Raw genomic sequence first — 26,266 nt, 5'->3', positions numbered from 1 at the left:
ACGAAGTAGTCTTGAGCCCATGCCTGAACGCCGTACCGTCGCACTCGTCACCCTTGGCTGCGCCCGTAACGAGGTGGACTCGGAGGAGCTCGCAGGCCGTTTGGAGGCGGACGGCTGGCAGCTCGTGGAGGACGCCGAGGACGCCGACGTCGCCGTGGTGAACACGTGCGGCTTCGTCGAGGCCGCCAAGAAGGACTCCGTGGACGCCCTCCTGGAGGCGAACGACCTCAAGGGACACGGCAGAACCCGGGCCGTGGTGGCGGTCGGCTGCATGGCCGAGCGGTACGGCAAGGAGCTGGCCGAGGCCCTCCCGGAGGCCGACGGCGTGCTCGGCTTCGACGACTACGCGGACATCTCCGACCGGCTCCAGACCATCCTGTCCGGCGGCATCCACGCCTCCCACACCCCGCGCGACCGCCGCAAGCTGCTGCCGATCAGCCCCGCGGAGCGGCAGTCGGCGGCCGACGTGGCCCTGCCCGGGCACGGTGCCCCGACGGACCTCCCGGAGGGCGTCGCCCCGGCCTCGGGCCCCCGGGCGCCGCTGCGCCGCCGGCTCGACGGCTCGCCCGTCGCCTCGGTCAAGCTCGCCTCCGGCTGCGACCGGCGCTGCTCCTTCTGCGCCATCCCCTCCTTCCGGGGCTCCTTCATCTCACGCCGCCCGAGCGACGTGCTGAACGAGACCCGCTGGCTGGCCGAACAGGGCGTGAAGGAGATCATGCTGGTCTCCGAGAACAACACCTCGTACGGCAAGGACCTGGGCGACATCCGCCTCCTGGAGTCCCTGCTGCCGGAGCTGGCCGAGGTGGACGGCATCGAGCGGGTCCGCGTCAGCTACCTCCAGCCCGCCGAGATGCGCCCGGGCCTGATCGACGTGCTCACCTCGACCCCGAAGGTCGCGCCCTACTTCGACCTGTCCTTCCAGCACTCCGCGCCCGGCGTGCTGCGCGCCATGCGGCGCTTCGGTGACACCGACCGCTTCCTGGAGCTGCTCGACACGATCCGCGGCAAGGCACCCGAGGCGGGCGTGCGCTCCAACTTCATCGTGGGCTTCCCCGGCGAGACCGAGGCCGACCTGGCCGAACTGGAGCGCTTCCTGAACGGCGCCCGGCTGGACGCGATCGGTGTCTTCGGCTACTCCGACGAGGAGGGCACGGAGGCCGCCACGTACGAGAACAAGCTCGACGAGGACGTCGTCGCCGAGCGGCTGGCTCACATCTCCCGGCTCGCCGAGGAACTGGTGTCCCAGCGCGCCGAGGAGCGCGTCGGCGAGACCGTCCACGTGCTCGTGGAGTCGGTGGACGAGGACGACGACGAGGTCGCCGTGTACGGCCGAGCCGCGCACCAGGCGCCCGAGACGGACGGCCAGGTGCTGTTCACGAGGGGCGAGGGCTTGGGCGTCGGCCGTATGGTCGAGGCGAAGGTGGTCGGTACGGAAGGTGTCGATCTGGTGGCCGAGCCCCTCGCGGGGGCGCTCGGGTGTCCTGAGGAGGCGGGCAGATGACCGGAATCCCAGCCTCCGCGGCGGGTGGCTCCTCCGGTGCGCGCGGAGCGGCGTCCACGCCGGGCGCCTCTGGCGCGACCGGCAGGTCAGGGGCCAAGCCGGCCAAAGGGCAGGCCGGTGCCTCGGTCGCCAAGTCGGGCAGCGGCCCGGACGCACCCTCCGGTTCCGGCCCTGCCGACGGGCAGGAGGGCGCACGGTCGGCGCGGGGCGGCAAGCTGACGGCCGCCGCGGTCAACCAGGCCAGTGTCTGGAACGTCGCCAACCTCCTGACGATGCTCCGCCTGCTCCTCGTCCCGGGTTTCGTCGCCCTCATGCTGGCCGACGGCGGGTATGACCCGGCGTGGCGCTCGCTCGCCTGGGCGGCCTTCGCCATCGCCATGATCACCGATCTGTTCGACGGCCACCTGGCCCGCACCTACAACCTGGTCACCGACTTCGGGAAGATCGCCGACCCCATCGCCGACAAGGCGATCATGGGTGCGGCGCTGATCTGTCTGTCCTGGCTCGGCGATCTGCCGTGGTGGGTGACGGCCGTCATACTCGGCCGTGAGTTCGGTATCACCCTTCTGCGCTTCCTCGTGATCCGCTACGGGGTGATCCCCGCGAGCCGGGGCGGCAAACTGAAGACGCTGACTCAGGGTGTGGCGGTCGGCATGTATGTGCTGGCGCTCACGGGATGGCTGGCGACCCTGAGGTTCTGGGTGATGGCCGTGGCCATCGTGCTGACCGTTGTCACCGGGCTCGACTATGTGAGACAGGCCATTGTGCTGCGCAGGCGCGGTATCGCCGAGCGCGGGGCAGCCGCCGAGGAGGCGGAACGGTGAATTCCATGGCCGCCGAGCTGCTGCGACTACTCACGGTGAGAGGCGAGACCCTCGCCGTCGCCGAGTCGCTGACCGGTGGCCTGGTGGCCGCGGAGCTCACGGCGGTGCCCGGGGCCTCCGCGGTCTTCCGCGGCTCAGTGACCGCGTACGCCACCGATCTCAAGCGGGATCTGCTCGGTGTGGACGGTACCCTGTTGGATACCCGCGGTGCGGTGGACCCGCAGGTCGCGGGACAGATGGCGACCGGCGTGCGCAAGGCGCTCGGCGCCGACTGGGGACTCGCCACGACCGGAGTGGCCGGCCCCGACCCACAGGACGGACAGCCCGTCGGCACGGTCTTCGTGGCCGTCGCCGGGCCCTTCGAAGAGGTTTCCGACGAACTTGGTGGCGAGAAAGTGGCCTCCTTGCGGTTGAACGGCGACCGGACGGAAATCCGTATGGAGAGTGTACGGAGCGTGCTCGCACTGCTCCTGGAGCAGCTTGCGGGCGAACAGACCGGGAATGAGCGGGCACAGGATACGGAACAGAACGGGGGGACTTGATGTTTGCAGCTTTCAGTGAACACAACAGCGCTCCCCGCACGGCCGCGGCGCAAGGCGGTACGGTGGGGCGAGAAGGATGCGGCTACGCGGTCCGAGGAGGGAGCCACCGATGATTCTGCTCCGTCGCCTGCTGGGTGACGTGCTGCGTCGGCAGCGCCAGCGCCAGGGCCGTACTCTGCGCGAAGTCTCCTCGACCGCCCGAGTCTCGCTCGGCTATCTCTCCGAGGTGGAGCGGGGGCAGAAGGAGGCGTCCTCCGAACTGCTCTCCGCGATCTGCGACGCGCTGGACGTACGGATGTCCGAGCTCATGCGGGAAGTGAGCGACGAGCTCGCGCTCGCCGAGCTGGCACAGTCGGCGGCGGCCACCGAGCCGGTGCCCGCACCGGTGCGTCGCCCGATGCTCAACTCCGTGTCCGTCACCGGTGTCCCACCGGAACGGGTCACGATCAAGGCCCCCGCCGAGGCAGTGGACGTGGTGGCCGCCTGATCCTCACGCGCGGGAGCGGGTGAGGCGGCAAGCTGTACGAGAGCCCCGGCCGGGGCTTCTCCGGGGAGACCTGGAGGGGCACGGCCGGGGCTCTCGCGTGCTCCCGGCGCCGGCGTGACTCCCGTTTGCCGGGTTCGGGTGGGGCCGTCATGGTGGAGGGGCGGGGGCTCGGGGTCGTACGCACGCTCGAGAGGATGCCGATGTACGTCGTGAAGAGCCCGCTGCCCGACACGGATCTGAAGACCGTCTCCGGGGCGCTGCAGGGTGCGCTGGTCGACCTGCTGGACCTCTCGCTGGTGGCGAAGCAGATCCACTGGAACATCATCGGGCCGCGTTTCCGTTCCATCCACCTCCAGCTCGACGAGGTCGTCGACACGGCACGGCGGCACTCCGACACCGTGGCCGAACGGGCCTCCGCGCTCGGCGTCCCGCCGGACGGGCGCGCCGCGACGGTCGCCCAGAGCAGCGGCATCGGCTCCGTGCCCCAGGGTTGGGTCAAGGACACGGACGCGGTGGGAACCCTCGTGTCCGCCCTCGGCGCGGTCATCACGCGGATGCGGGAACGGGTGCAGGCGACCGCCGACGCCGACCCGGTGAGCCAGGACATCTTCATCGCCGTCACCGCGGAGCTGGAGAAACATCACTGGATGTTCCAGGCTGAGAACGCGTGAGCGCACAGCGACCCGGGGCGGTCCGGTCGGGGTGTGCGCGGGGTGCGCCGCGTGCGCCAGATGCCGGGGGCATGCGCTGGGTCCGGTGCGCCTGTGTGCCGCTGGTGCGCCCTCCCTGGCGGTGACGGCCCGGTCTAGGGTCTGGTTCCTCGGGTTGGAGGTGACGGCCATGGCGGGGCGCACGGCGCGCTGGGGGGCTGCGCTGGCGCTGGGTGCGCTGTGGTGGTGGGGGGTGCTCCGACTCGTGCTGGCACCCGACGCAGGGGTGCTGGAAGGTGCGGTCGCCATCGGGGGATGGGGACTGAGTCTGCTGCCGGTGCACTGTGTGCCGAAGGCCCGGGCCGTGGGGGCGGCCGGGTCGGATCAGTGGGCTCGGTCCTGGCGGCGGTGGCAGACCGTGAGGGGGCGCGGGAGGGGCGCGCAACCAGGGTGAGGGGGCGGGACGCAGGGGGAGTGTGCGGGGCCGGTACGACGGCGTCCGGGGGTGTTCAGGGGACCTCTGGAGGGCGTGCCGTGACCGGCCCGGCCGCGCCCGCCCCCGGGGCCCTGTCGGTGTGGCCGCCACCGGTCGCTGCGGCCGGGGCCGTAGCTGTCACCAGGGCATGGCCACGCCGCCGTTCGGGCGGAGGATCTGCCCCGTGACGAAGGACGAGGCGTCGCAGGCCAGGTACAGCACCGCGTGCGCGACGTCCTGCGGTTCGCCGGTCCGGCCCAGCGGTGACAGTCGCGCCATCAACGCCTCCGTGCGCTCCTGCGCCTCCCCGTGCCGGTCGGTCATCGGCGTACGGGTCCAGCCCGGCGCCACGGCGTTGACCCGTATGCCGTGCGGCCCGACCTCGGTCGCCAGGGTCTTCGTCAGCTGCACCACGGCGGCCTTCGCCGCGCCGTAGCAGAGCAGCCCCGGGCCGCCGGTGTCGACGGCGCTCGACGCCATCGTGACGATGCTGCCGCGGGTCCCGTCCTCGATCATCCGGAGCGCCGCCTCCTGGCAGGCGTACAGGACCCCCTTGAAGTTGACGGCCAGTACCCGGTCCAGGTCCTCGTCCCGTGTCTGGAGCAGGGGGCTGCTGTGCATGATCCCGGCGACGGCCGCCATCGCGTCGAGGCGCTCGCAGGACGCGACCGCCTGCTCGAGCCGGACCCGGTCGGTCACGTCGAGGTGGTGGGTGTGTGCCGTGCCGCCCCGGTCTGCGATCAGAGTCGCCGTCTCGCGCAGCCCCGGCGCGTCGCGGTCGGCGCAGTGCACGGTCGCGCCTGCCTCGGCGAGCAGCACGGCCGAGGCCCGGCCGATGCCGCTCGCGGCGCCGGTGACGAAGACGGTGCGTTCGCTGAGGTCGTACGCCGTGACGGGCATGACAGCGACGCTACGAGCGTACCTGACGGTCCGTCAATTGGTCGGTTCGTCAATCGGCTGCCGGCGGGCGGCTGTGGCGGTGGTCCGCCGCCCCCGGGGCGGGAGCCGGGCCCCACTGGCAGGCCGGGCACCAGTAGGTGGGCCGCTCCCGCGAGCCGTCGCCCTGCTCCGCCACCTGGACCGGGGTGCCGCAGCGCAGGCAGGGGCGGGGCGCGCGACCGTAGACGAAGAGGTTCTGTTCGCGCCGTCCGGTGGTGTTGCGGGCCGGGCGGTCGCGGTTCGCCTCCAGCAGCTTCTTGGCGAGGGTGGGCAGGTGGGCGGCGTGCCCGGCCGGGAGCTCGCCGACGGGCAGCCACGGGGTCACCCGGAGCAGGAAGCACAGCTCGCTCTTGTAGACATTGCCGATGCCGGCCAGGTTGCGCTGGTCGAGCAGGGCCTCGCCGAGGGGGCGGGCGGGGTCGCGCAGCAGGTTCTCCAGGGCCGCGCCGGGGTCCCAGTCGGGGCCGAGGAGGTCCGGGCCGAGGTGGCCCACGGCGCGGTGCTCGTCGGCGGTGCGCAGCAGTTCCAGGACGGGCAGGCGGTAGCCGACCGCCGTGCGGTCGAGGGTGCCGAGGATCGCCCGGATCTGGTGGGCGGGACCGCCGCTCCAGCGCTGCCCCGCCGCGAACACCTTCCACGCCCCGTCCATCATCAGGTGCGAGTGCAGCGTGAGCCCGCCCTCGATACGGGTCAGCAGGTGCTTGCCGCGCGGGGTGACGTCCAGGACGGTACGGCCGGTGAGATCGGCCGTCGCGTACCTGGGCACCCGGAGGTCGGAACGCGTCAGCACCTTGCCCGCGAGCGCGCCGTGCAGACGCTTCGCGGCCTGGTGGACGGTGTCACCTTCGGGCATGGGTCAAGGGTGGCACGTGGGGGCTCATGCACGGATCCGCAGTCCCCGTGGTGTCGCTATGAAGCCCGCTCCTTCCAGGAGGACGCCGAAGGGGGACGACAGGGCCGAGGCTCCGTTGATCCGTTCCACCGTCACGGTGCCGAGGGAATCCGCCTTGGCGGCCGTCCCCAGGGCCTCGGCGGCCATGCGCAGACGCTCGTCCTCGGCCGGCCCGGCCTCCGGCTCGGAGGGCCAGGCCAGCACGGTCTTGCCGCCCCGCTCCACGTAGAGCGCCAGCTCGCCGTCGACCAGGACCACCAGCGAACCCGCCTTCCGCCCCGGCTTGTGCCCCGCACCCGTCGGCGGCTCGGGCCAGGGGAGCGCCGCGCCGTACGCGTTCGCGGGGTCGGCGGCGGCCAGGACCACGGCCCGGGCCGGCCCGGACGTGCGCGTGCGGTTCGGCGGGAGGCCCCCGCGTCCGTGCTGCCCGTGGAGGGACCGGGAGGCGGGAGCCCCGGAGGAGAAGCCGGGCCCCGAACGGGGGCCTCCGAAGCCCGGGGCGGACAGCGGGTCCTGGGCGGCCGGGCCCATGCCGAAGGTGTCGGCGAAGTCGATGTCGAACGGGTCCTCGGGGCCGTCGCCGCCCGGACCGCCCGGGCCCGCACTGGAGGCGAACGGATCTGTGGGATCTCCGGCGAACCCGTTCCCCGCGTCGGGTGCCGTTCCGACGCCCGGCAGCGGTTCGCCCCGCTCGCGGGCGTTCGCCACCGCGCGCAGCCGGTCCACCGCGCCGTCCATCGCGAACTGTGCCGCGCCCAGCCCCTCGACGACATAACCGCGCCGCGCCTGACCACTCTCCTCGAAGGCGGACAGGACCCGGTACACGGCCGAGAAGCCGCCCTCCACCCCCTCCGCGGCCACCGCCCCCCGAGTCACCACGCCGTGCCGGTCGAGCAGCGTCCGGGCCAGGGCGTGGGCGCGGACGGTGGGGTCGGCCTCGTGTGCGGGCAGCAGGGACCAACGGCCCGCGACGGTCGGCGGACCCGTACGGGACTGGGGCCGGGCGGCGGCCGTCAGTGAGCCGTAGCGTCCGCGCGGGACGGCACGCTTGGCGCGGTGGGCCGTGGCCCCCGCGGTGCGGCCCGAGCCGAGCAGGGACCGCATCGGCGCCAGCGTGTCGTTCGTGAGCCGCCCGGACCACGCCAGGTCCCAGATCGCGTCGGCGAGTCGGGGCTCGGTGACGTCCGGGTGGGCGGTGGCGCGGACCTGGTCGGCGATCTGCCGGAAGAACAGTCCGTAGCCGCCCGAGAGGGCGTCCAGGATCGACTGGTGCAGGGCGGTCAGTTCCAGGGGGTGCGGGGCGGGCAGCAGCAGGGGGGCGGCGTCCGCGAGGTAGAGGGAGATCCAGCCGTCTTTTCCGGGCAGCGCGCCCGCGCCCGCCCACACCACCTCGCCGGCGGCCGTGAGTTCGTCCAGCATCGCCGGGGTGTAGTTCGCGACACGGGACGGCAGGACGAGCTTCTCGAGGGCGGACGCGGGCACGGACACGCCCTGCAACTGCTCGATGGCGCGCACCAGTCCGTCCACGCCCCGTAGTCCGTGCCCGCTGCCGACGTGCTGCCACTGCGGCAGGAACTGCGCCAGGGCGGGTGCCGGAACCGGCTCGAGCTCGTGCCGCAGCGCCGCCAGTGAACGGCGCCGCAACCGGCGCAGTACCGCTGCGTCGCACCACTCCTGGCCGATGCCCGCCGGATGGAACTCGCCCTGGACGATCCGCCCGGACGCCGCCAGCCGTTGCAGCGCGCCCTCGGTGACCGCGACCCCGAGTCCGAACCGCGTGGCCGCCGTCGCCGATGTGAAGGGGCCGTGGGTGCGCGCGTACCGGGCGAGGAGATCGCCGAGCGGGTCCTTGACCGGCTCGGTGAACGCCTCCGGGACGCCGACGGGCAGCGCCGTGCCGAGCGCGTCGCGGAGCCGGCCCGCGTCCTCGACCGCCGCCCAGTGGTCGGCGCCCGCGATCCGGACCTTGATCGCGCGCCGGGCCGCCGCCAGCTCACGGGCCCACTGCGGGTCGGCTCCCCGTGCCACCAGGTCGGCGTCGGTGAGCGGCCCCAGCACCCGCAGCACGTCCGCGACCCCCTCGACGTCCTTGACGCGCCGATCCTCGGTGAGCCACTGCAGCTCCCGCTCCAGCTCGGTCAGGACCTCCGCGTCGAGCAGCTCCCGCAGCTCCGCCTGGCCCAGCAGCTCCGCCAGCAGCCGGGAGTCCAGCGACAGCGCCGCGGCGCGCCGCTCGGCGAGCGGAGAGTCCCCCTCGTAGAGGAACTGGGCGACGTACCCGAACAGCAGCGAGCGGGCGAACGGCGACGGCTCGGGGGTGGTCACCTCGACGAGCCGCACCTTGCGGGACTCGAGGTCGCCCATCAGCTCGATCAGGCCCGGGACGTCGAAGACGTCCTGCAGGCATTCGCGCACCGCCTCCAGGACGATCGGGAACGAGCCGAACTCGCTCGCCACCTGCAGCAGTTGGGCCGCGCGCTGGCGCTGCTGCCACAGGGGGGTGCGCCGGCCCGGGTTGCGGCGCGGCAGCAGCAGTGCGCGGGCCGCGCACTCGCGGAACCGGGACGCGAACAGCGCCGAGCCACCGACCTGGTCGGTGACGATCTGGTCGACCTCGCCCTTGTCGAAGGCGACGTCGGCCGCACCGACGGGCGCCTGCTCGGCGTCGGCCGTGTTGAAGTGAGTGCCGCCCTTCATCGGTTCCTGGTCCAGCAGGTCCAGGCCCATCAGGTCGGCGTCCGGCAGGCGCAGCACGATGCCGTCGTCGGCGTGCATGACCTGGGCGTCCATGCCGTAGCGCTCGGACAGGCGGGCGCCCAGCGCGAGCGCCCACGGGGCATGCACCTGGGCGCCGAAGGGGGAGTGCACCACGACCCGCCAGTCGCCCAGTTCATCGCGGAACCGCTCGACGACGATCGTGCGGTCGTCGGGGACGTGGCCGCAGGCCTCGCGCTGTTCGTCCAGGTACGACAGCACGTTGTCCGCGGCCCAGGCGTCCAGGCCCGCCGCCAGCAGCCTCAGGCGCGCGTCGTCCTTGGGCATCGAGCCCACCTCGCGCAGGAACGCACCCACCGCGCGACCCAGTTCCAGCGGGCGGCCCAGCTGGTCGCCCTTCCAGAACGGCAGCCTGCCGGGGACGCCGGGTGCGGGGGAGACCAGGACGCGGTCGCGGGTGATGTCCTCGATGCGCCAGGAGCTGGTACCGAGGGTGAACACGTCTCCGATCCGGGACTCGTAGACCATCTCCTCGTCCAGCTCGCCGACCCGGCCGCCGCCCTTCTTGGGATCGGCACCGGCGAGGAACACCCCGAACAGCCCGCGGTCCGGGATGGTGCCTCCGGAGGTGACGGCGAGCCGCTGGGCGCCGGGGCGGCCGGTGATGGTGCCCGCGACCCGGTCCCACACCACGCGCGGCCGCAGCTCCGCGAACGCGTCGGAGGGGTAGCGGCCCGCGAGCATGTCCAGCACCGCCGTGAACGCCGATTCCGGCAGCGAGGCGAACGGCGCCGCCCGGCGCACCAGCGCGAGGAGGTCGTCGAACTGCCAGGTGTCGAGCGACGTCATCGCGACGAGCTGCTGCGCGAGCACGTCCAGCGGGTTCGCCGGAACCTTCAGAGACTCGATCGCGCCCGTGCGCATCCGTTCGGTGACCACGGCCGCCTGTACGAGGTCGCCGCGGTACTTGGGGAAGACCACGCCGGTGGAGACCGCGCCGACCTGGTGTCCCGCCCGGCCCACCCGCTGCAGCCCGGACGCCACGGACGGTGGCGACTCGACCTGGACGACGAGGTCCACCGCGCCCATGTCGATGCCCAGCTCGAGGCTGGAGGTGGCGACCACCGCCGGGAGCCGGCCCGCCTTCAGGTCCTCCTCGACGAGAGCGCGCTGCTCCTTGGAGACCGACCCGTGGTGGGCGCGGGCGAGGACCGGGGGTGCCCCTTGTGCCGCGCCGGAACCCCCCATCAGCTGGGCGGGCGCGTGGTGCTCCTCCAGCGTCTCGCCTGTGGCCCTCTCGTACGCGATCTCGTTCAGCCGGTTGCACAGTCGCTCCGCGAGGCGGCGCGAGTTGGCGAACACGATCGTGGAGCGGTGCGCCTGGACCAGGTCGGCGATGCGCTCCTCGACGTGCGGCCAGATGGACGGGCGCTCCGCGCCCTCGGTGCCGTCGGAGACCGGGGAGCCGCCCAACTCGCCGAGGTCCTCGACGGGCACGACGACCGAGAGGTCGAACTCCTTGCCCGACTCGGGTTGGACGATCTCCACCTTGCGGCGCGGGGAGAGGAAGCGGGCCACCTCGTCCACCGGGCGCACGGTGGCGGACAGGCCGATGCGGCGCGCGGGCTTCGGCAGCAGCTCGTCGAGCCGCTCCAGTGAGAGTGCCAGGTGCGCACCCCGCTTGGTGCCCGCGACGGCGTGCACCTCGTCCAGGATGACCGTCTCCACGCCCGTCAGCGCGTCGCGCGTGGACGACGTCAGCATCAGAAACAGCGACTCCGGAGTGGTGATCAGGATGTCCGGCGGGCGCGTGGCCAGGGCGCGGCGCTCGGCGGCCGGGGTGTCGCCTGACCGGATGCCCACCTTCACTTCCGGCTCGGGCAGGCCGAGCCGGACCGACTCCTGGCGGATGCCGGTGAGCGGACTGCGCAGGTTCCGCTCCACGTCGACCGCCAGGGCCTTCAGCGGGGACACGTACAGCACCCGGCAGCGCTTCCTGGGGTCGGCCGGCGGCGGTGTGGACGTCAGCCGGTCCAGCGCGGCGAGGAAGGCGGCCAGCGTCTTGCCGGAGCCGGTCGGCGCCACCACGAGCACGTCCGAGTCCGCGGCGATGGCACGCCACGCCCCGGCCTGGGCCGCGGTGGGCGCGGAGAACGCCCCCGTGAACCAGGCTCGGGTCGCGGGTGAGAAGCCGTCGAGGGCCGGGTGTGCGGAGCTGACCATGGATCCATCCTGCACCCGCTCACTGACAATGCCCGTGACCTGCGGAGACGTACGACAAGGCGACCCGCCCGGGGCAGGGCGGCCATCGTGCGCAGGGCCGACCTGCCACGCGGAAGGAGCCGTGGCGGGTTCGGTTCGGGCCCGATGACGGCCAGGATGCCAGAGGTGACGGCTCGGCGGTCGGCGGCCGGTCGGCCTGGACCGCCCGCTCCGGACGCGGGCCGGGCGGCTTCCCGGGGCGGCACGCGGGCGTGGGGCCGCCCTCCGTCAGCCGATGGGCCGTCCGTACGCCCTGAGGGTGAGCAGCGCGTCGATGGTCACCATGGGGCGGGCCTCCAGGGCGGTGCCCGGAGCCCACTGGCGCCACCGGACCGGCCAGCCGCCGTCCTCATGCTGCTCGGCCGCGAGGAAGTCCAGGGCGCGCGCCATCTCCTCGTCGGTGAACCACGCCCGAGCGAGGGAGTCCGGGGTACGCGCGAAGTCGTACGGGAAGTGGTGCTCGCCCGGTGCGTACCCGGAGGCGACCGGATACGCCCCCGGACGGTCCGGGTCCAGGACCGCGAGCCGCTGTTCGCGCACCAGGCGGCCCAGACGGTGGGCCGCGGCCTCGGCGCGCGGGCGGTCGGGCGCCGAGTCCAGGAACGCCACGGCCGCCTCGACCTCGTACGGATGCGACTTGTCCAGGGACTCGACCGCCTGCCAGCAGAAGTCGGTGGCCCGGAACATCCACGCGTGCCACACCTCGTTGCGGTGCAGCAGGCCCACCACCGGGCCCGTGGCGAGCAGATCGCTCGGCGGGTTGTCGGTGATGGGCACGAAGGGCGCGGCCGGATAGCCGCGCTGCACGGGATGCACCGCCGGAAGAGCGCCGTCCGCCGTCGACACGGCGGTCAGATAGCGGCACACGCGCTCCACCCGCTGGCCGCCGCAACGGCCGATCGAGTCCAGCACCCGCAGGGCGTGGGCGGTGTGCAGGGGCTGGCTGACCGGGCCGCGCAGATCGGGTTCGAGGGCGTGACCGTACCCCTCGTCCTCGTTGCGGTAGGCGGCCAGCGCGGCCTCCACGGGGTCGGCGCCGCCGCCCAGGAAGTGGTACGCGAAACGGCGCTGCTCCAGCAAGCGCGCGGTCAGCCACACGAAGTGCTCGGCGCGGGAGAGCGGGGTGCGCGCCGAGGGCGCGGGAGGGAGTGGGGATGCTCCGGTTTCGGCCATGGATCAGACCGTAGGACGGAAAGCGTTCTCGGCAAGCCGTCCCGGTCCGGCCCCACTCTCAGGGCGGGATACTGGTGTCATGCGGTTGACGGTCTTCTGGCAGCGGATGGCGGATCACTTCGGTGAGGGCTACGCCGACACCTTCGCGCGCGACCACGTGATGTCGGAACTCGGCGGGCGCACCGTGCACCAGGCGCTGGAAGCCGGCTGGGAGGCCAAGGACGTGTGGCGCGCCGTGTGCACGGCCGTGGACGTTCCGCGGGAGAAGCGCTGAAGAAGCGCCGAGATCCACAGGGGTCCCCGGATGCCGCCGGTGTGGGCGAGACTTGCTCCGTGGCCCCGACAGACGAGACCGCACAGGTCCCCCAGCAGGCAGCACCGCTCGGCACGACACCGCCCCAGCCGCCCCCGTCGGGCGACGGCGCCGCGCCGGGCGCCCGTATGCCGCGCTGGCTGCCGCGCGCCATGGTGCTCGCCCTCGCGCTCATCGCCGTCTTCCAACTGGGCAGCTGGGCGTTCCACCAGCTCATCGGCTTGCTGATCAACATCCTGATCGCGTTCTTCCTGGCGCTCGCCATCGAGCCCGCGGTCAGCTGGATGGCGGCCCACGGCATGCGCCGGGGGCTGGCCACCTTCCTCGTGTTCCTCGGCCTGGCGATCGCCGTCGCCGGGTTCGTCACACTGCTCGGCTCCATGCTCGCCGGCCAGATCATCAAGATGGTCGAGGGCTTCCCGGGCTACCTCGACTCGGTGATCAACTGGATCAACACCACGTTCCACACCCATGTCAGACGCGTGGACGTGCAGGACAGCCTGGTCCACTCCGACTGGCTCAGAAAGTACGTCCAGAACAGCGCCACCGGTGTCCTGGACGTCTCCGCCCAGGTCCTGGGCGGCCTCTTCCAGCTGCTGACGATCGGCCTGTTCTCGTTCTACTTCGCCGCCGACGGGCCCAGGCTGCGGCGTGCGCTGTGCTCGGTGCTGCCGCCCGCCCGGCAGGCCGAGGTGCTGCGCGCCTGGGAGATCGCCGTCGACAAGACGGGCGGCTACCTCTACTCGCGCGGCCTGATGGCCCTCATCTCCGGCATCGCGCACTACGTCCTGCTGCAGGCGCTGGGCGTTCCGTACGCGCCCGTGCTCGCGGTGTGGGTCGGCCTGGTCTCCCAGTTCATCCCCACCATCGGCACCTATCTCGCGGGTGCCCTGCCGATGCTGATCGCCTTCACCGTGGAACCCTGGTACGCGCTGTGGGTGCTGATCTTCGTCGTGGTCTACCAGCAGTTCGAGAACTACATGCTGCAGCCCAAGCTGACCGCGCGGTCCGTGGACATCCACCCCGCGGTCGCCTTCGGGTCCGTCATAGCGGGCACCGCCCTCCTCGGCGCGGTGGGCGCGCTGATCGCCATCCCCGCGGTCGCCACGCTGCAGGCCTTCCTGGGGGCGTACGTGAAGCGGTACGACGTCACCGACGACCCCCGCGTCCACGGGCACCGCACGCGCGGCTCGGGCAGTCTCACGGCGCGCGTGCGGAGGCTGTTCGAGCGCTGAGGGCGCCCGCTCACCAGGACAGGGCCGCCCAGACCCCCGCGCCGAGCACGACGGCCGCGTAGCCGCCGACCGCCGCGTACATGACCCTCTGTCTGGTGGCTTCGCGCCAGGACGTGCGGGACAGCAGCCAGGCCAGCGCCGGCAGCACCAGCACGGCGTGCAGGCTGACCCCGTGCAGCGGCTTGAGCGGCGCCGTGGAGTGGTACGCCGCCTGCTGGTGTCCGGTGCGGGACAGCACGGTCCCGCGCGCGATCATCGCGGCGCCGGAGAGCAGCGCCACGATCAGGATCGCGAACCCGGAGCGCAGCGCGAGCGCCATGCCGAGGGGGCCGCCCGGCCGGTGCCGGAACGCGGCGGCGGTGAACGCCGAGAGCACGACGACGAGGACGGCGCCGCCCAGCGCGAGCGTCATCGCCACCGCCGTGTCGAAGGGCGTCTCGGTGTTGAGGTGTGAGGGCACGCGCCGCCACGCCTGGAGGGTGATCCCGGCGACCTCCACGACGCAGTCGGCGGCGAACACGGCGAGCAGCACCGCGCGGAGCCGCGCCCGGACGCGGAGGTACGACGTCACCCAGGTGAGCGCGATCAGCGTCACCCCGAAGGACAGCCCGAACGTGAAGGGCTTGCGCCACGAGACGGGACCGTCCCAGGGGCCGCCGTCGACGAGGAACACCACCAGGTGCGCCAGACCGGAAAGGACCAGTAAGGCACCGGTGGCATGGCACAGACGCTCGACCGGGCGCATGGCGGATCGCCGTTGCGGCGGGAGTGGCGGCAACGCCGCGGCGGTGGACGTCCCCGACAGGCTCTCGATCTCCATGGGGCAAGGCTCCCGGGAGCGGCCTCGGCCCGTCGTCCTCCGGCCGAAGACACCCGCCGTACCCCGCGGGGAGTAGCCCGGCACCGGGCCGCTGCCAGCGCGCGACCGTACGCTCGCAGGTGCCTGTCGGCCCGCTTGACACAAAAATCGAACATCCATTCTTATGGAGGCTCCGGCGGGCTCACGGCGGGGATTTCGACACGGTTTTGACGGAGAAGTACCCGAGTTATCCACAGCCGGACGAGCGTCGGGGCGCATTGTCAGTGGCAGGCGTTAGCGTCTTTGACGTGAAGCGATCGACTCAAGCAAACCGGGTGGAACCCATGGCAGGTACCGACCGCGAGAAGGCCCTCGACGCCGCCCTCGCACAGATTGAACGACAATTCGGCAAGGGCGCCGTCATGCGCATGGGCGAGCGGTCCAAGGAGCCCATCGAGGTCATCCCGACCGGCTCGACCGCGCTCGACGTGGCCCTCGGTGTCGGCGGCCTGCCGCGCGGCCGCGTGGTGGAGATTTACGGACCGGAGTCCTCCGGCAAGACCACGCTGACCCTGCACGCGGTGGCCAACGCCCAGAAGGCCGGCGGTCAGGTCGCCTTCGTGGATGCGGAGCACGCCCTCGACCCCGAGTACGCGCGCAAGCTCGGCGTCGACATCGACAACCTGATCCTGTCCCAGCCGGACAACGGCGAGCAGGCCCTGGAGATCGTGGACATGCTCGTCCGCTCCGGCGCCCTGGACCTCATCGTCATCGACTCCGTCGCCGCGCTCGTCCCGCGCGCGGAGATCGAGGGCGAGATGGGCGACAGTCACGTGGGTCTGCAGGCCCGCCTGATGAGCCAGGCCCTGCGGAAGATCACCAGCGCGCTCAACCAGTCCAAGACCACCGCGATCTTCATCAACCAGCTCCGCGAGAAGATCGGCGTGATGTTCGGCTCCCCGGAGACCACGACCGGTGGCCGGGCGCTGAAGTTCTACGCCTCGGTGCGCATCGACATCCGCCGCATCGAGACCCTGAAGGACGGCACGGAGGCGGTCGGCAACCGCACCCGCTGCAAGGTCGTCAAGAACAAGGTCGCGCCGCCGTTCAAGCAGGCCGAGTTCGACATCCTCTACGGCCAGGGCATCAGCCGCGAGGGCGGCCTGATCGACATGGGCGTCGAGCACGGCTTCGTCCGCAAGGCCGGCGCCTGGTACACGTACGAGGGCGACCAGCTCGGACAGGGCAAGGAGAACGCGCGCAACTTCCTCAAGGACAACCCCGACCTGGCCAACGAGATCGAGAAGAAGATCAAGGAGAAGCTGGGCGTCGGAGTCCGGCCGGAGGAGCCCACCGCCGAGCCGGGCACGGACGCGGCGAGTGCCGCCGCTCCCGCGGCCGACGACACCGCCAAGACGGCGCCCGCACCGGCGGCCAAGACCGCCAAGGCCAAGGCCCCGGCGGCCAAGAGCTAGCCCATGACACGACGAACCGACTGGGCCGAGTACGCCCACCCCGGGACCCCGCAGCGGCGGGGAAGCGGGCGCGACACGGGGTTCGTCGGGGGCGGTGACGGGGCGTACGACGACGTGCGCGGCGACGCGGACGCGCACGGCGAGGACGCTCCACGCGGCGGACGCGGGCGAGGACGGCGGCGCGGTGGCGGGGGACCGGCCGACGCCCCACAGGACGGAGGCTCTTCCTTCTCGTCGAGGGCCGGGACGGGGGAGCACCCGGCGGACCCGGTTGAGCAGGCGCGGGCGATCTGCCTGCGTCTGCTCACCGGAACTCCGCGCACGCGCAAACAGCTCGCGGACGCCCTGCGCAAGCGGGAGATCCCCGAGGACGTCGCGGACGAGGTGCTGTCACGGTTCGAGGAGGTCGGCCTGATCGACGACAGCGCCTTCGCGGACGCCTGGGTGGAATCCCGGCACCACGGCCGGGGCCTGGCCCGCCGGGCGCTCGCCCAGGAGCTGCGGACGAAGGGCGTGGACTCCGCGCTGATCGACGCGGCGGTGGGACAGCTGGACGCCGAGCAGGAAGAGACCACCGCGCGCGAGCTCGTCGCCCGCAAACTGCGCGCCACGCGGGACCTCGACCGCGACAAACGCCTGCGCCGCCTCGCGGGCATGCTCGCCCGCAAGGGCTACCCCGAGGGGATGGCCCTGCGCGTGGTCCGCCAGGCCCTGGCGGAGGAGGGGGAGGACACGGAGGGGCTGGGGGACGAGGGGGCCTGAAACCGGGGGAGGGGGAGGGGAGGGGGGAGGGGCCCTTCCCCCCTGGTCACGAAGCCCAAGCCCCCAACAAGCCCATGGCCCCCAACGCCCACCCCGGCAAAGACCTCCCTACAGCGCCACCGGCAGCCCCGCCGCTCTCCAGGCCTGGAAGCCGCCCACCAGGTCGGTGGCGCGGTGCAGGCCCAGTTGGCGGAGGGATGCGGCGGCCAGGCTGGAGGCGTAGCCCTCGTTGCAGACGACCACGACGCGCAGGTCGTGGCCGGTGGCCTCGGGGAGGCGGTGGCTGCCCTGCGGGTCCAGGCGCCACTCCAGTTCGTTGCGTTCGACGACCAGCGCGCCGGGGATGAGCCCGTCACGGTCCCGCAGCGCCGCGTAGCGGATGTCCACGAGCAGGGCCTCGCCGGCCTGTGCGGCCTCGTGGGCCTCCGCGGGCTGCACCCGGTCCAGGTCCTTGCGGACCCGCTCCAGCAACTCGTCGATGCCCACAGGGCGTTCGGGTGCGGAACTCATTGCCAGTCCTCCGGGCGTTCGACCTGCTCCAGACGCAGCACCTGCCCCGTGCGACTGTAGCGGCGGATCTGCGGCAGGGGCGGGTAGTAGGCGTGCACCGAGACCGCGTGTCGCTCGGTGGACTCGTTGAGCACCTCATGCACATGGTGCCGGCCGAACGAGCGGCCCTTACCGGCCGGCAGTCGCCGCTCACGGTCGACTCCGTCGGTGAGTTCCAGGGTTTTCCACCCGTCGGACGGCAGCCGGACCGTGAGGGAGTTCTCCTTCAGTTCGCCCGATGCGGTGACGAAGGCGCCGACCGACTCGGCGTGGTCGTGCCAGCCGGTGCCCGTGCCGGGCGGCCAGCCGATCAGCCAGGCCTCGCTGCCGCCGGGACCCTCGAGCCGTACCCAGGTACGGCCCTCGGGATCCAGCGGGAGTGAGGCGATCAGCTCGGCGTCGGCGGCCGTGCGGCGCGCGAAGGCGAGGAGTTCGGCCTGGGTGGGAGCCTCGGTCCGGGCGGAGTTCGCGGACAGGGGCACGGAAGGGGAGACAGACAAGGGGTACCGTCCTGAGAGTTCGCCGGAGCGCGCGGCGGCAGGGGCACTGCGCGCGGTGAAGGAAGCGAGATCAACAGGACGGGCGACACACGCAGCCCGCATAGCGGACGAGGTCCATATGGACCCTCCGCCACAGGCGCGCATACGTGTCGGTCATGGTCCGGAGTAGACCATGGCGGTGTCGACCGGTCAACTCACGGTCACCATGTGGACCTCAAGGTGACCGTGAGTGCGGGCAACGGAGTTCCCCTCCGCATGGCGCTGCGCCTCACCGCAGGATCAAGCCCCGTCAGGGCTTTTCGGGCTTGCGGGCCAGCAGGCAGGCGTGCGGTCTGTTGTCGGAGCACTAGCGCGCGCTCGCCGTCGCCTGTGTCTTCGCCGGGCCGCCCAGTGCCGCCTCGGCCGCCGCGTACAGGTCCGCGGGGCGCACCCCGGCGAGCGCCGTCACCAGATGGCCGTCCGGCCGGATCAGCAGGACGGTGTGGGCGGCGGCGCCCGGGTAGCTCTCGGCGACCAGCAGTTCCGCGGGGTGCGGCAGGGCCGTCACCGCCGCCGCCAGCCGGGGCATGATCCCGGCCGACACCCAGTGCTTGCGCTCCCATACGCCGGTGCCCGGCGCGACCAGCACCACCAGCAGCGTTCCGCGGCCGAGCCGGTCCCGCAGCCGTACGGACGCCCCGTCCTCCGCCGTCACCCGCACGTCCACCACCGGCGCTCCGGGCTCCGTGCCCACGAACGCGGTCGACTCGCCGTCCTCCGCCGCCAGCGGTGAGGCGGCGTACGTCGCCGGCGTGCCCAGCGCGCCCCGCCCCAGGTGGCCGTCCGTGAGGAGCGCGTCATGGCCGCGGGCGGACCCGGGTACGAAGGACCGCAGGCCCCCGCCGCCGCGCAGCAGCGGCAGCGCCTGGTCGGCGGCGCGCAGCCGGGCCGCGACCGCGGCGCGGCGTTCCGCCTGGTAGCTGTCGAGCAGCGCCTCGTGCGGCCCGTGGTGCCAGACCAGTGCCAGCTTCCAGGCGAGGTTGTCGACGTCCCGCAGGCTCTCGTCGAGGCCCTGCGTCCCGAGCGCGCCGAGCAGGTGCGCGGCGTCCCCGGCGAGGAAGACCCGGCCGGCGCGCCAGCGGCGGGCGAGCCGGTGGTGGACGGTGTGGACACCGGTGTCCAGCAGGTCGTAGGCGGGGGTGGTGCCCCCGTTCCATCCGGCGAGGGTCTCCCGGATGCGGGTCACCAGCAGTTCGGGCGTGACCAGGTCCTTGCCCGGCGGCAGCAGCCAGTCCAGGCGCCACACCCCGTCGGGCAGGGGGCGTGCCGTGACCTCGCCGCTCGAGGGGCCGGACGCCCGCCACGGCGGCATGCGGTGCAGCAAAGCCTCGCCGGGCCAGGGCAGTTCTGCGCGCAGGGCGGCCACGGCGTGCCGTTCCACCGCCGTACGGCCGGGGAAGCGGATGTCGAGGAGCTTGCGCACCGTCGAGCGCGGCCCGTCGCAGCCGACCAGGTGGCTGCCGCGCCACCAGGTGCTCCGGGGGCCGCGCGTGTGCGCGGTGACGCCGGAGGGTTCCTGTTCGAGGGCGTCGAGGCGGCTCTCGACGGCGACCTTGACCAGCGGCTGTCCGGCGATGGCGGTGCGCAGGGCTCCGGTCAGCACATGCTGGGCGATGTGCAGCGGGGCCGGCCCTCCGGGTTCCTCCACGGTGCCCTTGCGTCCCTCGGCGGCCCGCTCGGCCGTGGGGCCGTATGCGCCGCCACGCCCGTGCGCCGTGCCGTCCGGCTCGAAGACGACCTTCCGGGTCAGTTGCCTGCGCCGCATCGACCGCCAGCCGGTGAACGGCAGCCCGGCTCCGGTGAGCGGTACTCCGGCCAGGCGTTCCATCAGGGCGGCGGTGTCCTCGCGCAGCACGACCGTGCGTGCGGCCCGCTGTTCGTCCTTGCCCGGGCCCTCGTCGAGGACCACGGACGGCACCTCCTGCCGTGCCAGAGCCAGCGCGAGCGAGAGCCCGACGGGCCCCGCTCCCACGATGATCACCGGGTCCACGGTGTGGCGCCCCCCGCCCTGCGTGGTGTGTGGAGGAACGTTGGGGAACAGGCAGGTGGAGCAGGGTGCACGATCACACACCGTATGCAACCCACTGCCGCAGCGCCCGTCAAGCGACGAGGGCAGTGGCGTGACGCCACTGCCCTCTGAGCCCCAAGGGATTGAGGAGCCGTCAGGCGGCCGCGGGAGCCGTCAGACGGCCGCGCCCGTCGACTCGGCCGCCCCGACCGCCGCCGGGGGCAGCACCGCGCCGGTCGACTTCTTGCCCCGCCGCAGCCGCTTCTCCAGCCAGCCGGCGAACGTCGTCAGGGCGAAGTTGATGACGATGTAGATGACGGCCACGATCGTGAAGCTGGCGATGGTGTTGGCGCCGTAGTAGGAGCTCATCGGCGAGACCGAGGCCAGCAGTTCGGGGAAGGTGAGGACCGCGCCGCCCAGCGCCGTGTCCTTCACGATCACCACGAGCTGGCTGACGATCGCCGGCAGCATCGCGGTGACCGCCTGCGGCAGCAGGATGAACCGCATCACCTGGTTCTTGCGCAGACCGATCGCCAGTGCCGCCTCTCCCTGGCCCTTCGGCAGGGCCAGGATGCCCGCGCGGACGATCTCCGCGAGGACGGAGGCGTTGTAGAGGACGAGGCCGGTGACCACCGCGTACAGCGGGCGGTCGTCCGAACTGACGTTTGTGTACTGGGAGAAGAGGGCGAGGCCGAAGATCATCAGGACGAGGACCGGGATGGCCCGGAAGAACTCCACCACGATCGCGACCGGGATCCGCACCCAGGCGTGGTCCGAGAGCCGTGCGATGCCCAGGACCGCGCCCAGTGGCAGGGAGATGAGCATCGCGAGGGCGGCGGCCTTCAGCGTGTTCTGCACCCCGGGCCAGATGTAGGTCGACCAGGCCTCCGTACCACCGAAGAAGGGCTTCCACTTCTCCCAGTCGAGCTGGCCCTTGTCGTCGAGACTGGTGAACACCCACCACCCGAGCCCGGCCACGGCGAGCAGGAACACCACCGTGTAGACGACGTTGCGCCGTTTGGCCCGGGGGCCCTGGGCGTCGTAGAGGACGGACGTCATCGCTTCACCGCCACCTTCTTGCCCACCCAGCCGAGGATCAGGCCGGTCGGCAGCGTCAGACACACGAACCCGAAGGCGATCACCGCGGAGATCAGCAGGAGCTGGGCCTCGTTCTCGATCATCTCCTTCATCAGCAGGGCCGCCTCGGTGACGCCGATCGCGGCCGCCACCGTGGTGTTCTTCATGAGCGCGATCAGGACGTTCGTCAGCGGGCCGACGACGGAGCGGAACGCCTGCGGCAGTACCACCAGCGTGAGCACCTGACGGAAGCTCAGCCCCAGCGCGCGGGCCGCCTCCGCCTGCCCGACGGGCACGGTGTTGATGCCCGCCCTCAGCGCCTCGCACACGAACGCCGCGGTGTAGAGGATCAGACCGAGCACGGCGAGCCGGAAGTTGACGACCTTGAAGTCGGTCGCGCCGAGCTGGACCTGCAGGGTCTGGTTGAGACCGAGCGAGGTGAACAGGATGATCACCGTCAGCGGGATGTTCCGCACGATGTTCACGTAGGCGGTGCCGAAACCGCGCATCACCGGGACCGGGCCGACCCGCATGGCGGCCAGCACGGTGCCCCAGATCAGGGAGCCGATCGCGGACAGGACGGCGAGCTGCACCGTCGTCCAGAACGCTCCCAGCACGTCGTAGTGATCAAGAAAGTCGAACATGAGGTCCCGCGCTTCCGCGTGTCGGACAGGCCCGGGTGCGCCGCTCCCCCGTGGGCGGCGCACCCGGAGGCCCTGCTTACTTGACGATGTTGCCGATCTTCGGCGCGGGCTCGTACTTGTAGTTCGCGGGGCCGAAGTTCTTCTCCACGGCCGTCTTCCACGAACCGTCCGAGACCATCTTCTCCAGGGCGCTGTTGATCTTCGCCTTGAGGTCGCTGCCCTTCTTGACGCCGATGCCGTAGTTCTCGTTGGTCATCTTGAAGCCGCCGAGCTTGAACTTGCCCTTGAAGGCGGCCTGCGAGGCGTAACCGGCGAGGATCGAGTCGTCGGTGGTCAGCGCGTCGACGGCACCGTTCTGCAGACCCGTCAGGCAGGCCGAGTACGTCGGGTACTGCAGCAGGTTGGCCTTCGGGGCGAGCTTGTCGTGGACGTTCTGCGCCGAGGTCGAGCCCGTCACCGAGCACAGCTTCTTGGAGTTCAGGTCCGAGGGCGACTTGATCGAGTTGTCGTCGGCGCGGATCAGCACGTCCTGGTGGGCGAGCAGGTACGGGCCGGCGAAGTCGACCTTCGCCTGACGCTTCGGGGTGATCGAGTACGAGGCGACGATGAAGTCGACGTCGCCGCGCTGCAGCATGGTCTCGCGGTCGGCGCTCTTCGACTCGTGCCACTCGATCTGGTCGGCGTTGTAGCCGAGCTGCTTGGCGACGTACGTGGCGACGTCCACGTCGAAGCCGGAGTAGCCCTGCGGCGTCTTCTGGCCGATGCCCGGCTGGTCGAACTTGATGCCGACCTTGATCGTCTTGCCGCCGCCGGAGGACGAGCCGCCGTCGCTCTTCTTGTCCGACCCGCAGGCGGTGGCGGCGGTGGCGAGGGCGAGGGCGACGGCCGTGGCCGCAGTGACCTTGCGGAGCTTCATGGTGAACATCCTTTGCGTGGTGAAGAGAATGCGGACCGGGGACCGGCGCCCGGGAGGCGGGCCGTGCGCGGTGTCGGCGGTGGGACGCTCGGGGTGAGCGGACTTGAGGACGCGGACGGATGGCGCCCGGGGCGGAACCTCAGTGGTGCAGGATCTTCGACAGGAAGTCCTTCGCGCGGTCGCTGCGCGGGGCGCTGAAGAACTGCTCCGGCGTGGCCTCTTCCACGATGCGCCCGTCCGCCATGAAGACCACCCGATTGGCGGCCGAACGGGCGAAGCCCATCTCATGGGTGACCACCACCATGGTCATACCGTCCCGGGCGAGCTGCTGCATGACCTCCAGCACCTCGTTGATCATCTCGGGGTCCAGGGCCGAGGTCGGCTCGTCGAAGAGGATGACCTTGGGGTCCATCGCCAGCGCGCGGGCGATCGCGACACGCTGCTGCTGGCCGCCGGAGAGCTGGGCGGGGTACTTGTCCGCCTGGCTGCCGACGCCCACCCGGTCGAGCAGCGCGCGCGCCTTCTCCTCGGCCTTCTGCTTGTCGGTCCTGCGGACCTTGATCTGGCCCAGCATCACGTTCTCGAGCACCGTCTTGTGCGCGAAGAGGTTGAAGGACTGGAAGACCATGCCGACGTCGGCGCGCAGCCGGGCCAGCTCCTTGCCCTCCTGGGGCAGCGGCTTGCCGTCGATCAGGATCTCGCCCGCGTCGATGGTCTCCAGACGGTTGATGGTGCGGCACAGGGTGGACTTGCCGGACCCGGAGGGGCCGATGACCACGACGACTTCACCACGCGTGATGGTCAGGTCGATGTCCTGGAGCACGTGCAACGCGCCGAAGTGCTTGTTGACGCTCTTCAGGACGACCAGTTCGTCGGTCGCGGCCACCGAGTCCTTGGCCACCGATACTTCGGTCATGTGCTCACTGGCTCCGTCCTAGCTCGGTTTCGGAGGACAGTAGTGAGACCGCACGACCAGCGTCATTACATCTGAGGGAGATCTGAGCATCACAATCCGGTAGCGGCCGGACACGAGTGGTAGTGAATCCGGCGGAGCGCGTACCGGCTGGGTAACGGAAGCCGCCCGCACCCCGAAGTCTCTTGACGACGTCCTCGTTCATCGGCGTGACTTCCTTGGTGCACGCGCGCGTGCCCACGCGTTCGGATGGATGACGTCTTTCCGGTGCGGCGCGGGGACGACGCCCTTGCGCACGCCGAGAGCGCACAGAGACCGTAAGGCCGAACAGACCGTAGGACCGAGAAACCGGAGGGGGCCGGCATGAGACTGCTTCTCGTCGAGGACGACAACCACGTCGCGGCCGCCCTGTCCGCGGTCCTGGCCCGGCACGGCTTCGAGGTCACGCACGCCCGCAGCGGCGAGGAGGCGCTCCAGGCGCTGGTCCCCGAGGGCGCCGGCTTCGGCGTCGTCCTCCTCGACCTGGGCCTGCCCGACCAGGACGGCTACGAGGTCTGCGCCAAGATCCGCAAGCGCACCGGCACCCCGGTGATCATGGTCACCGCGCGCTCGGACGTACGGTCCCGCATCCACGGCCTGAACCTCGGCGCCGACGACTACGTGGTCAAGCCGTACGACACCGGGGAACTGCTCGCGCGCATCCACGCGGTCAGCCGCCGCACCCCGCACCTGGACGACACCGGCGCCACCGAGACCGCGCTGCGCCTCGGGCCCGTGCACATCGAGTTCCCCACCCGCCGTGTCAGCGTCGACGGCTCGGTCGTCCAGCTGACCCGCAAGGAGTTCGACCTGCTCGCCCTGCTGGCCCAGCGCCCCGGGGTGGTGTTCCGCCGCGAGCAGATCATCAGCGAGGTGTGGCAGACCAGTTGGGAGGGGACCGGGCGCACCCTGGAGGTGCACGTCGCCTCCCTGCGCTCCAAGCTGCGCATGCCCGCGCTGATCGAGACCGTACGCGGCGTCGGGTACCGGCTCGTCGCCCCGGCCGCATAGCGGGCACGGGTGCGCACACGTCTCCTTCCGCTGCTCATCGTCCTGATGGCGGCCGTGCTGCTCGCGCTCGGTGTGCCGCTCGCGGTGAGCCTCGCGGCGGCACAGCAGCAGCGGGTCGTCGTCGACCGCATCGACGACACGGCGCGCTTCGCCGCCCTCGCCCAGTTCGTCACCGACCGGCCCACCGGCTCCCGGGCCGAAGTCACCGACGAGCGCGGCGAGACCCTGGCCAAGGAACTCGGCATGTACTACGGCGTGTACGGCATCCGCGCCGGCGTCTTCTACCGCGACGACACGCCCATGGCCAACGCGCCCGGGGACTGGTTCCTGCCGCAGAAGGGCGAAGGCCGTGACGCCTTCAACGAGGCGCTGCTCGGGCGGCGCAGCCACGATCCCGAGCAGGTCTGGCCCTGGCAGCGCAGCCGGCTCGTGGTCGCCTCGCCGGTCATCCGCGACGGTGACGTCGTCGCGGTCGTGGTCACCGACTCGCCCACCGGGCAGATGCGGTCGAGGATCCTGCACGGCTGGCTGTTCATCGGCGCCGGGGAGGTCGCCGCGATGCTGCTCGCCGTCGGCGCGGCGCTGCGGCTGACCGGATGGGTGCTCAGGCCGGTACGGGTCCTGGACGCGACGACCCACGACATAGCGACCGGACGCCTGAAGTCCCGGGTCGCGGCGGCGGGCGGGCCGCCGGAGCTGAGGCGCCTCGCCCGGTCGTTCAACGAGATGGCGGACAACGTCGAAGAGGTCCTCGAGCAGCAGCGTGCCTTCGTCGCCGACGCCTCGCACCAGTTGCGCAATCCGCTGGCCGCGCTGCTGCTGCGCATCGAACTGCTAGCGCTGGAACTGCCGGAGGGCAACGAGGAGATCGCCTCGGTGCGGACCGAGGGCAAGCGCCTCGCGCAGGTTCTGGACGACCTGCTCGACCTGGCGCTCGCCGAGCACGCCGAGGCGGACCTGCGGCTCACCGACATCGGCGCGCTGACCGCCGAGCGGGTCGCGGCCTGGGGGCCGGCCGCCGAGGCCAAGGGGGTACGACTGACCGGAACCTGCCCGGCCACCACGGCCTGGGCGGACCCCGTGACCCTGTCCAGCGCGCTGGACGCGGTCATCGACAACGCGGTGAAGTTCACTCCCGCGGGCCAGGGCGTGGAAGTGGAGGTCGCGGCCGCCGGTGACACCGCCACGGTGGTGGTCACCGACGGCGGCCCGGGCCTGAGCGACGAGGAACTCTCCCGCGTCGGCGACCGCTTCTGGCGCAGCCCCGCCCACCAGAACGTCAAGGGCTCGGGTCTCGGACTGTCGATCACCCAGACGCTGCTGGCGGCGGGTGGAGGCTCGATCTCGTACGCGCACCACGAGCCGCACGGCCTGAGGGTGACGGTGTCGCTTCCGCGGACGGCGACGGGGGCCGGGCACGCCGGGGTCTGAGGGACTTCGCGGCCGGGGCAGGGCGCCATCAGCCTGTCCGGCGTTCCAGGACGGGGTCGTTCGGGCCGATCGGGGTGCGGAGCCAAGCCCCCAGG

The 26,266-nt window shown here is 72.0% G+C and carries 24 protein-coding genes; 11 read left to right on the top strand and 13 right to left on the bottom strand.

Going from position 1 to position 26,266, the window contains the following annotated elements; translation table 11 throughout:
• Positions 1–19 precede the first annotated feature (19 nt).
• The 5 genes from rimO to SY2F82_RS09870 all read left to right on the top strand — a co-directional run bounded on the left by rimO (position 20) and on the right by SY2F82_RS09870 (position 4,025).
• Positions 20–1,501, top strand: a complete 1,482-nt coding sequence (rimO, locus tag SY2F82_RS09890) for a 30S ribosomal protein S12 methylthiotransferase RimO (RefSeq protein ID WP_200418582.1) — start codon at positions 20–22, stop codon at positions 1,499–1,501.
• Positions 1,498–2,325: a CDP-diacylglycerol--glycerol-3-phosphate 3-phosphatidyltransferase gene (gene pgsA / locus SY2F82_RS09885; RefSeq protein WP_200418581.1), complete on the top strand. Its 828-nt coding sequence runs from the start codon at positions 1,498–1,500 to the stop codon at positions 2,323–2,325. The genes rimO and pgsA overlap by 4 nt, the downstream gene beginning before the upstream one ends.
• The gene (locus tag SY2F82_RS09880; RefSeq protein ID WP_200418580.1) at positions 2,322–2,867 is read left to right on the top strand and encodes a CinA family protein; all 546 of its coding nucleotides are present in this window, start codon (positions 2,322–2,324) and stop codon (positions 2,865–2,867) included. Before pgsA ends, SY2F82_RS09880 begins: the two co-directional genes overlap by 4 nt.
• Before the next feature lie 109 nt (positions 2,868–2,976).
• Entirely contained in the window at positions 2,977–3,354 is a 378-nt protein-coding gene (locus SY2F82_RS09875) for a helix-turn-helix domain-containing protein (RefSeq protein WP_103845022.1), read from the top strand.
• Between the two features lie 200 nt (positions 3,355–3,554).
• A complete protein-coding gene (locus tag SY2F82_RS09870; RefSeq protein ID WP_200418655.1) occupies positions 3,555–4,025 on the top strand; it encodes a Dps family protein in 471 nt (156 codons plus the stop codon).
• Between the two features lie 592 nt (positions 4,026–4,617).
• Here SY2F82_RS09870 and SY2F82_RS09865 read toward each other — a convergent pair.
• The 4 genes from SY2F82_RS09865 to SY2F82_RS09850 form a co-directional block, all read right to left on the bottom strand.
• The gene (locus tag SY2F82_RS09865) at positions 4,618–5,379 is read right to left on the bottom strand and encodes an SDR family NAD(P)-dependent oxidoreductase (protein WP_200418579.1); all 762 of its coding nucleotides are present in this window, start codon (positions 5,377–5,379) and stop codon (positions 4,618–4,620) included.
• Between the two features lie 49 nt (positions 5,380–5,428).
• Positions 5,429–6,271, bottom strand: a complete 843-nt coding sequence (locus SY2F82_RS09860) for an Fpg/Nei family DNA glycosylase (protein ID WP_200418578.1) — start codon at positions 6,269–6,271, stop codon at positions 5,429–5,431.
• A 24-nt stretch (positions 6,272–6,295) separates the two neighbouring features.
• Positions 6,296–11,248 (bottom strand): ATP-dependent helicase, encoded by a 4,953-nt coding sequence (locus SY2F82_RS09855; RefSeq protein ID WP_200418577.1) that lies wholly within the window; start codon positions 11,246–11,248, stop codon positions 6,296–6,298.
• Positions 11,249–11,515: 267 nt separating this feature from the next.
• Positions 11,516–12,460: a hypothetical protein gene (locus SY2F82_RS09850; RefSeq protein WP_200418576.1), complete on the bottom strand. Its 945-nt coding sequence runs from the start codon at positions 12,458–12,460 to the stop codon at positions 11,516–11,518.
• A 79-nt stretch (positions 12,461–12,539) separates the two neighbouring features.
• On the opposite strand from SY2F82_RS09850, the gene SY2F82_RS09845 reads away from it, so the two are divergent.
• Both SY2F82_RS09845 and SY2F82_RS09840 read left to right on the top strand, forming a co-directional pair.
• Positions 12,540–12,734, top strand: a complete 195-nt coding sequence (locus tag SY2F82_RS09845; protein ID WP_200418575.1) for a DUF3046 domain-containing protein — start codon at positions 12,540–12,542, stop codon at positions 12,732–12,734.
• A 59-nt stretch (positions 12,735–12,793) separates the two neighbouring features.
• Positions 12,794–14,008: an AI-2E family transporter gene (locus tag SY2F82_RS09840; RefSeq protein ID WP_200418574.1), complete on the top strand. Its 1,215-nt coding sequence runs from the start codon at positions 12,794–12,796 to the stop codon at positions 14,006–14,008.
• A 10-nt stretch (positions 14,009–14,018) separates the two neighbouring features.
• Here the strand turns inward: SY2F82_RS09840 and SY2F82_RS09835 are convergent, their stop codons facing one another.
• The gene (locus tag SY2F82_RS09835) at positions 14,019–14,753 is read right to left on the bottom strand and encodes a hypothetical protein (RefSeq protein ID WP_200418654.1); all 735 of its coding nucleotides are present in this window, start codon (positions 14,751–14,753) and stop codon (positions 14,019–14,021) included.
• 398 nt (positions 14,754–15,151) lie between these two features.
• On the opposite strand from SY2F82_RS09835, the gene recA reads away from it, so the two are divergent.
• Positions 15,152–16,282: a recombinase RecA gene (gene recA, locus SY2F82_RS09830; protein WP_200418573.1), complete on the top strand. Its 1,131-nt coding sequence runs from the start codon at positions 15,152–15,154 to the stop codon at positions 16,280–16,282.
• A gap of 3 nt (positions 16,283–16,285) precedes the next feature.
• Positions 16,286–17,044 (top strand): recombination regulator RecX, encoded by a 759-nt coding sequence (recX, locus tag SY2F82_RS09825; RefSeq protein ID WP_200418572.1) that lies wholly within the window; start codon positions 16,286–16,288, stop codon positions 17,042–17,044.
• Between the two features lie 108 nt (positions 17,045–17,152).
• Here the strand turns inward: recX and SY2F82_RS09820 are convergent, their stop codons facing one another.
• From SY2F82_RS09820 to SY2F82_RS09790, 8 genes are all read right to left on the bottom strand, one after another.
• Positions 17,153–17,554 (bottom strand): rhodanese-like domain-containing protein, encoded by a 402-nt coding sequence (locus SY2F82_RS09820; RefSeq protein WP_200418571.1) that lies wholly within the window; start codon positions 17,552–17,554, stop codon positions 17,153–17,155.
• Positions 17,551–18,093, bottom strand: a complete 543-nt coding sequence (locus tag SY2F82_RS09815) for a cysteine dioxygenase (RefSeq protein WP_200418570.1) — start codon at positions 18,091–18,093, stop codon at positions 17,551–17,553. Before SY2F82_RS09815 ends, SY2F82_RS09820 begins: the two co-directional genes overlap by 4 nt.
• Before the next feature lie 70 nt (positions 18,094–18,163).
• Positions 18,164–18,250, bottom strand: a complete 87-nt coding sequence (locus SY2F82_RS39845; protein WP_315986099.1) for a putative leader peptide — start codon at positions 18,248–18,250, stop codon at positions 18,164–18,166.
• Between the two features lie 189 nt (positions 18,251–18,439).
• A complete protein-coding gene (locus SY2F82_RS09810) occupies positions 18,440–20,122 on the bottom strand; it encodes an FAD-dependent monooxygenase (protein ID WP_200418569.1) in 1,683 nt (560 codons plus the stop codon).
• A 192-nt stretch (positions 20,123–20,314) separates the two neighbouring features.
• On the bottom strand, positions 20,315–21,199 hold the full coding sequence (locus SY2F82_RS09805; RefSeq protein WP_200418568.1) for an amino acid ABC transporter permease: 885 nt from the start codon (positions 21,197–21,199) through the stop codon (positions 20,315–20,317).
• On the bottom strand, positions 21,196–21,861 hold the full coding sequence (locus SY2F82_RS09800; protein ID WP_200418567.1) for an amino acid ABC transporter permease: 666 nt from the start codon (positions 21,859–21,861) through the stop codon (positions 21,196–21,198). Before SY2F82_RS09800 ends, SY2F82_RS09805 begins: the two co-directional genes overlap by 4 nt.
• 76 nt (positions 21,862–21,937) lie before the next feature.
• On the bottom strand, positions 21,938–22,777 hold the full coding sequence (locus SY2F82_RS09795; RefSeq protein ID WP_200418566.1) for a glutamate ABC transporter substrate-binding protein: 840 nt from the start codon (positions 22,775–22,777) through the stop codon (positions 21,938–21,940).
• Between the two features lie 139 nt (positions 22,778–22,916).
• A complete protein-coding gene (locus SY2F82_RS09790) occupies positions 22,917–23,693 on the bottom strand; it encodes an amino acid ABC transporter ATP-binding protein (protein ID WP_200418565.1) in 777 nt (258 codons plus the stop codon).
• 360 nt (positions 23,694–24,053) lie between these two features.
• Between SY2F82_RS09790 and SY2F82_RS09785 the strand changes: the two genes are divergently transcribed.
• A complete protein-coding gene (locus SY2F82_RS09785; protein WP_103843240.1) occupies positions 24,054–24,740 on the top strand; it encodes a response regulator transcription factor in 687 nt (228 codons plus the stop codon).
• Positions 24,741–24,749: 9 nt separating this feature from the next.
• Entirely contained in the window at positions 24,750–26,171 is a 1,422-nt protein-coding gene (locus tag SY2F82_RS09780; protein ID WP_200418564.1) for a HAMP domain-containing sensor histidine kinase, read from the top strand.
• The last annotated feature ends 95 nt before the right edge of the window (positions 26,172–26,266 follow it).

The organism is Streptomyces sp. Y2F8-2, assembly GCF_014905555.1.
GTDB classification, from domain to species: domain Bacteria; phylum Actinomycetota; class Actinomycetes; order Streptomycetales; family Streptomycetaceae; genus Streptomyces; species Streptomyces cynarae.
This window is presented reverse-complemented; position numbering and strand designations above follow the sequence as displayed.

Excerpts from the sequence above, each read along its gene's own strand:
- SY2F82_RS09850 (WP_200418576.1), bottom strand. The coding sequence starts at position 12,460 with ATGGCCGAAACCGGAGCATCCCCACTCCCTCCCGCGCCCTCGGCGCGC.
- SY2F82_RS09860 (WP_200418578.1), bottom strand. The coding sequence starts at position 6,271 with ATGCCCGAAGGTGACACCGTCCACCAGGCCGCGAAGCGTCTGCACGGC.
- SY2F82_RS09855 (WP_200418577.1), bottom strand. The coding sequence starts at position 11,248 with ATGGTCAGCTCCGCACACCCGGCCCTCGACGGCTTCTCACCCGCGACC.
- rimO (WP_200418582.1), top strand. The coding sequence starts at position 20 with ATGCCTGAACGCCGTACCGTCGCACTCGTCACCCTTGGCTGCGCCCGT.
- SY2F82_RS09820 (WP_200418571.1), bottom strand. The coding sequence starts at position 17,554 with ATGAGTTCCGCACCCGAACGCCCTGTGGGCATCGACGAGTTGCTGGAG.
- pgsA (WP_200418581.1), top strand. The coding sequence starts at position 1,498 with ATGACCGGAATCCCAGCCTCCGCGGCGGGTGGCTCCTCCGGTGCGCGC.
- SY2F82_RS09790 (WP_200418565.1), bottom strand. The coding sequence starts at position 23,693 with ATGACCGAAGTATCGGTGGCCAAGGACTCGGTGGCCGCGACCGACGAA.
- SY2F82_RS09870 (WP_200418655.1), top strand. The coding sequence starts at position 3,555 with ATGTACGTCGTGAAGAGCCCGCTGCCCGACACGGATCTGAAGACCGTC.
- SY2F82_RS09865 (WP_200418579.1), bottom strand. The coding sequence starts at position 5,379 with ATGCCCGTCACGGCGTACGACCTCAGCGAACGCACCGTCTTCGTCACC.
- SY2F82_RS09800 (WP_200418567.1), bottom strand. The coding sequence starts at position 21,861 with ATGTTCGACTTTCTTGATCACTACGACGTGCTGGGAGCGTTCTGGACG.
- SY2F82_RS09845 (WP_200418575.1), top strand. The coding sequence starts at position 12,540 with ATGCGGTTGACGGTCTTCTGGCAGCGGATGGCGGATCACTTCGGTGAG.
- SY2F82_RS09785 (WP_103843240.1), top strand. The coding sequence starts at position 24,054 with ATGAGACTGCTTCTCGTCGAGGACGACAACCACGTCGCGGCCGCCCTG.
- recX (WP_200418572.1), top strand. The coding sequence starts at position 16,286 with ATGACACGACGAACCGACTGGGCCGAGTACGCCCACCCCGGGACCCCG.
- SY2F82_RS39845 (WP_315986099.1), bottom strand. The coding sequence starts at position 18,250 with ATGACCGACACGTATGCGCGCCTGTGGCGGAGGGTCCATATGGACCTC.
- SY2F82_RS09875 (WP_103845022.1), top strand. The coding sequence starts at position 2,977 with ATGATTCTGCTCCGTCGCCTGCTGGGTGACGTGCTGCGTCGGCAGCGC.
- SY2F82_RS09805 (WP_200418568.1), bottom strand. The coding sequence starts at position 21,199 with ATGACGTCCGTCCTCTACGACGCCCAGGGCCCCCGGGCCAAACGGCGC.
- SY2F82_RS09835 (WP_200418654.1), bottom strand. The coding sequence starts at position 14,753 with ATGCGCCCGGTCGAGCGTCTGTGCCATGCCACCGGTGCCTTACTGGTC.
- SY2F82_RS09795 (WP_200418566.1), bottom strand. The coding sequence starts at position 22,777 with ATGAAGCTCCGCAAGGTCACTGCGGCCACGGCCGTCGCCCTCGCCCTC.
- recA (WP_200418573.1), top strand. The coding sequence starts at position 15,152 with ATGGCAGGTACCGACCGCGAGAAGGCCCTCGACGCCGCCCTCGCACAG.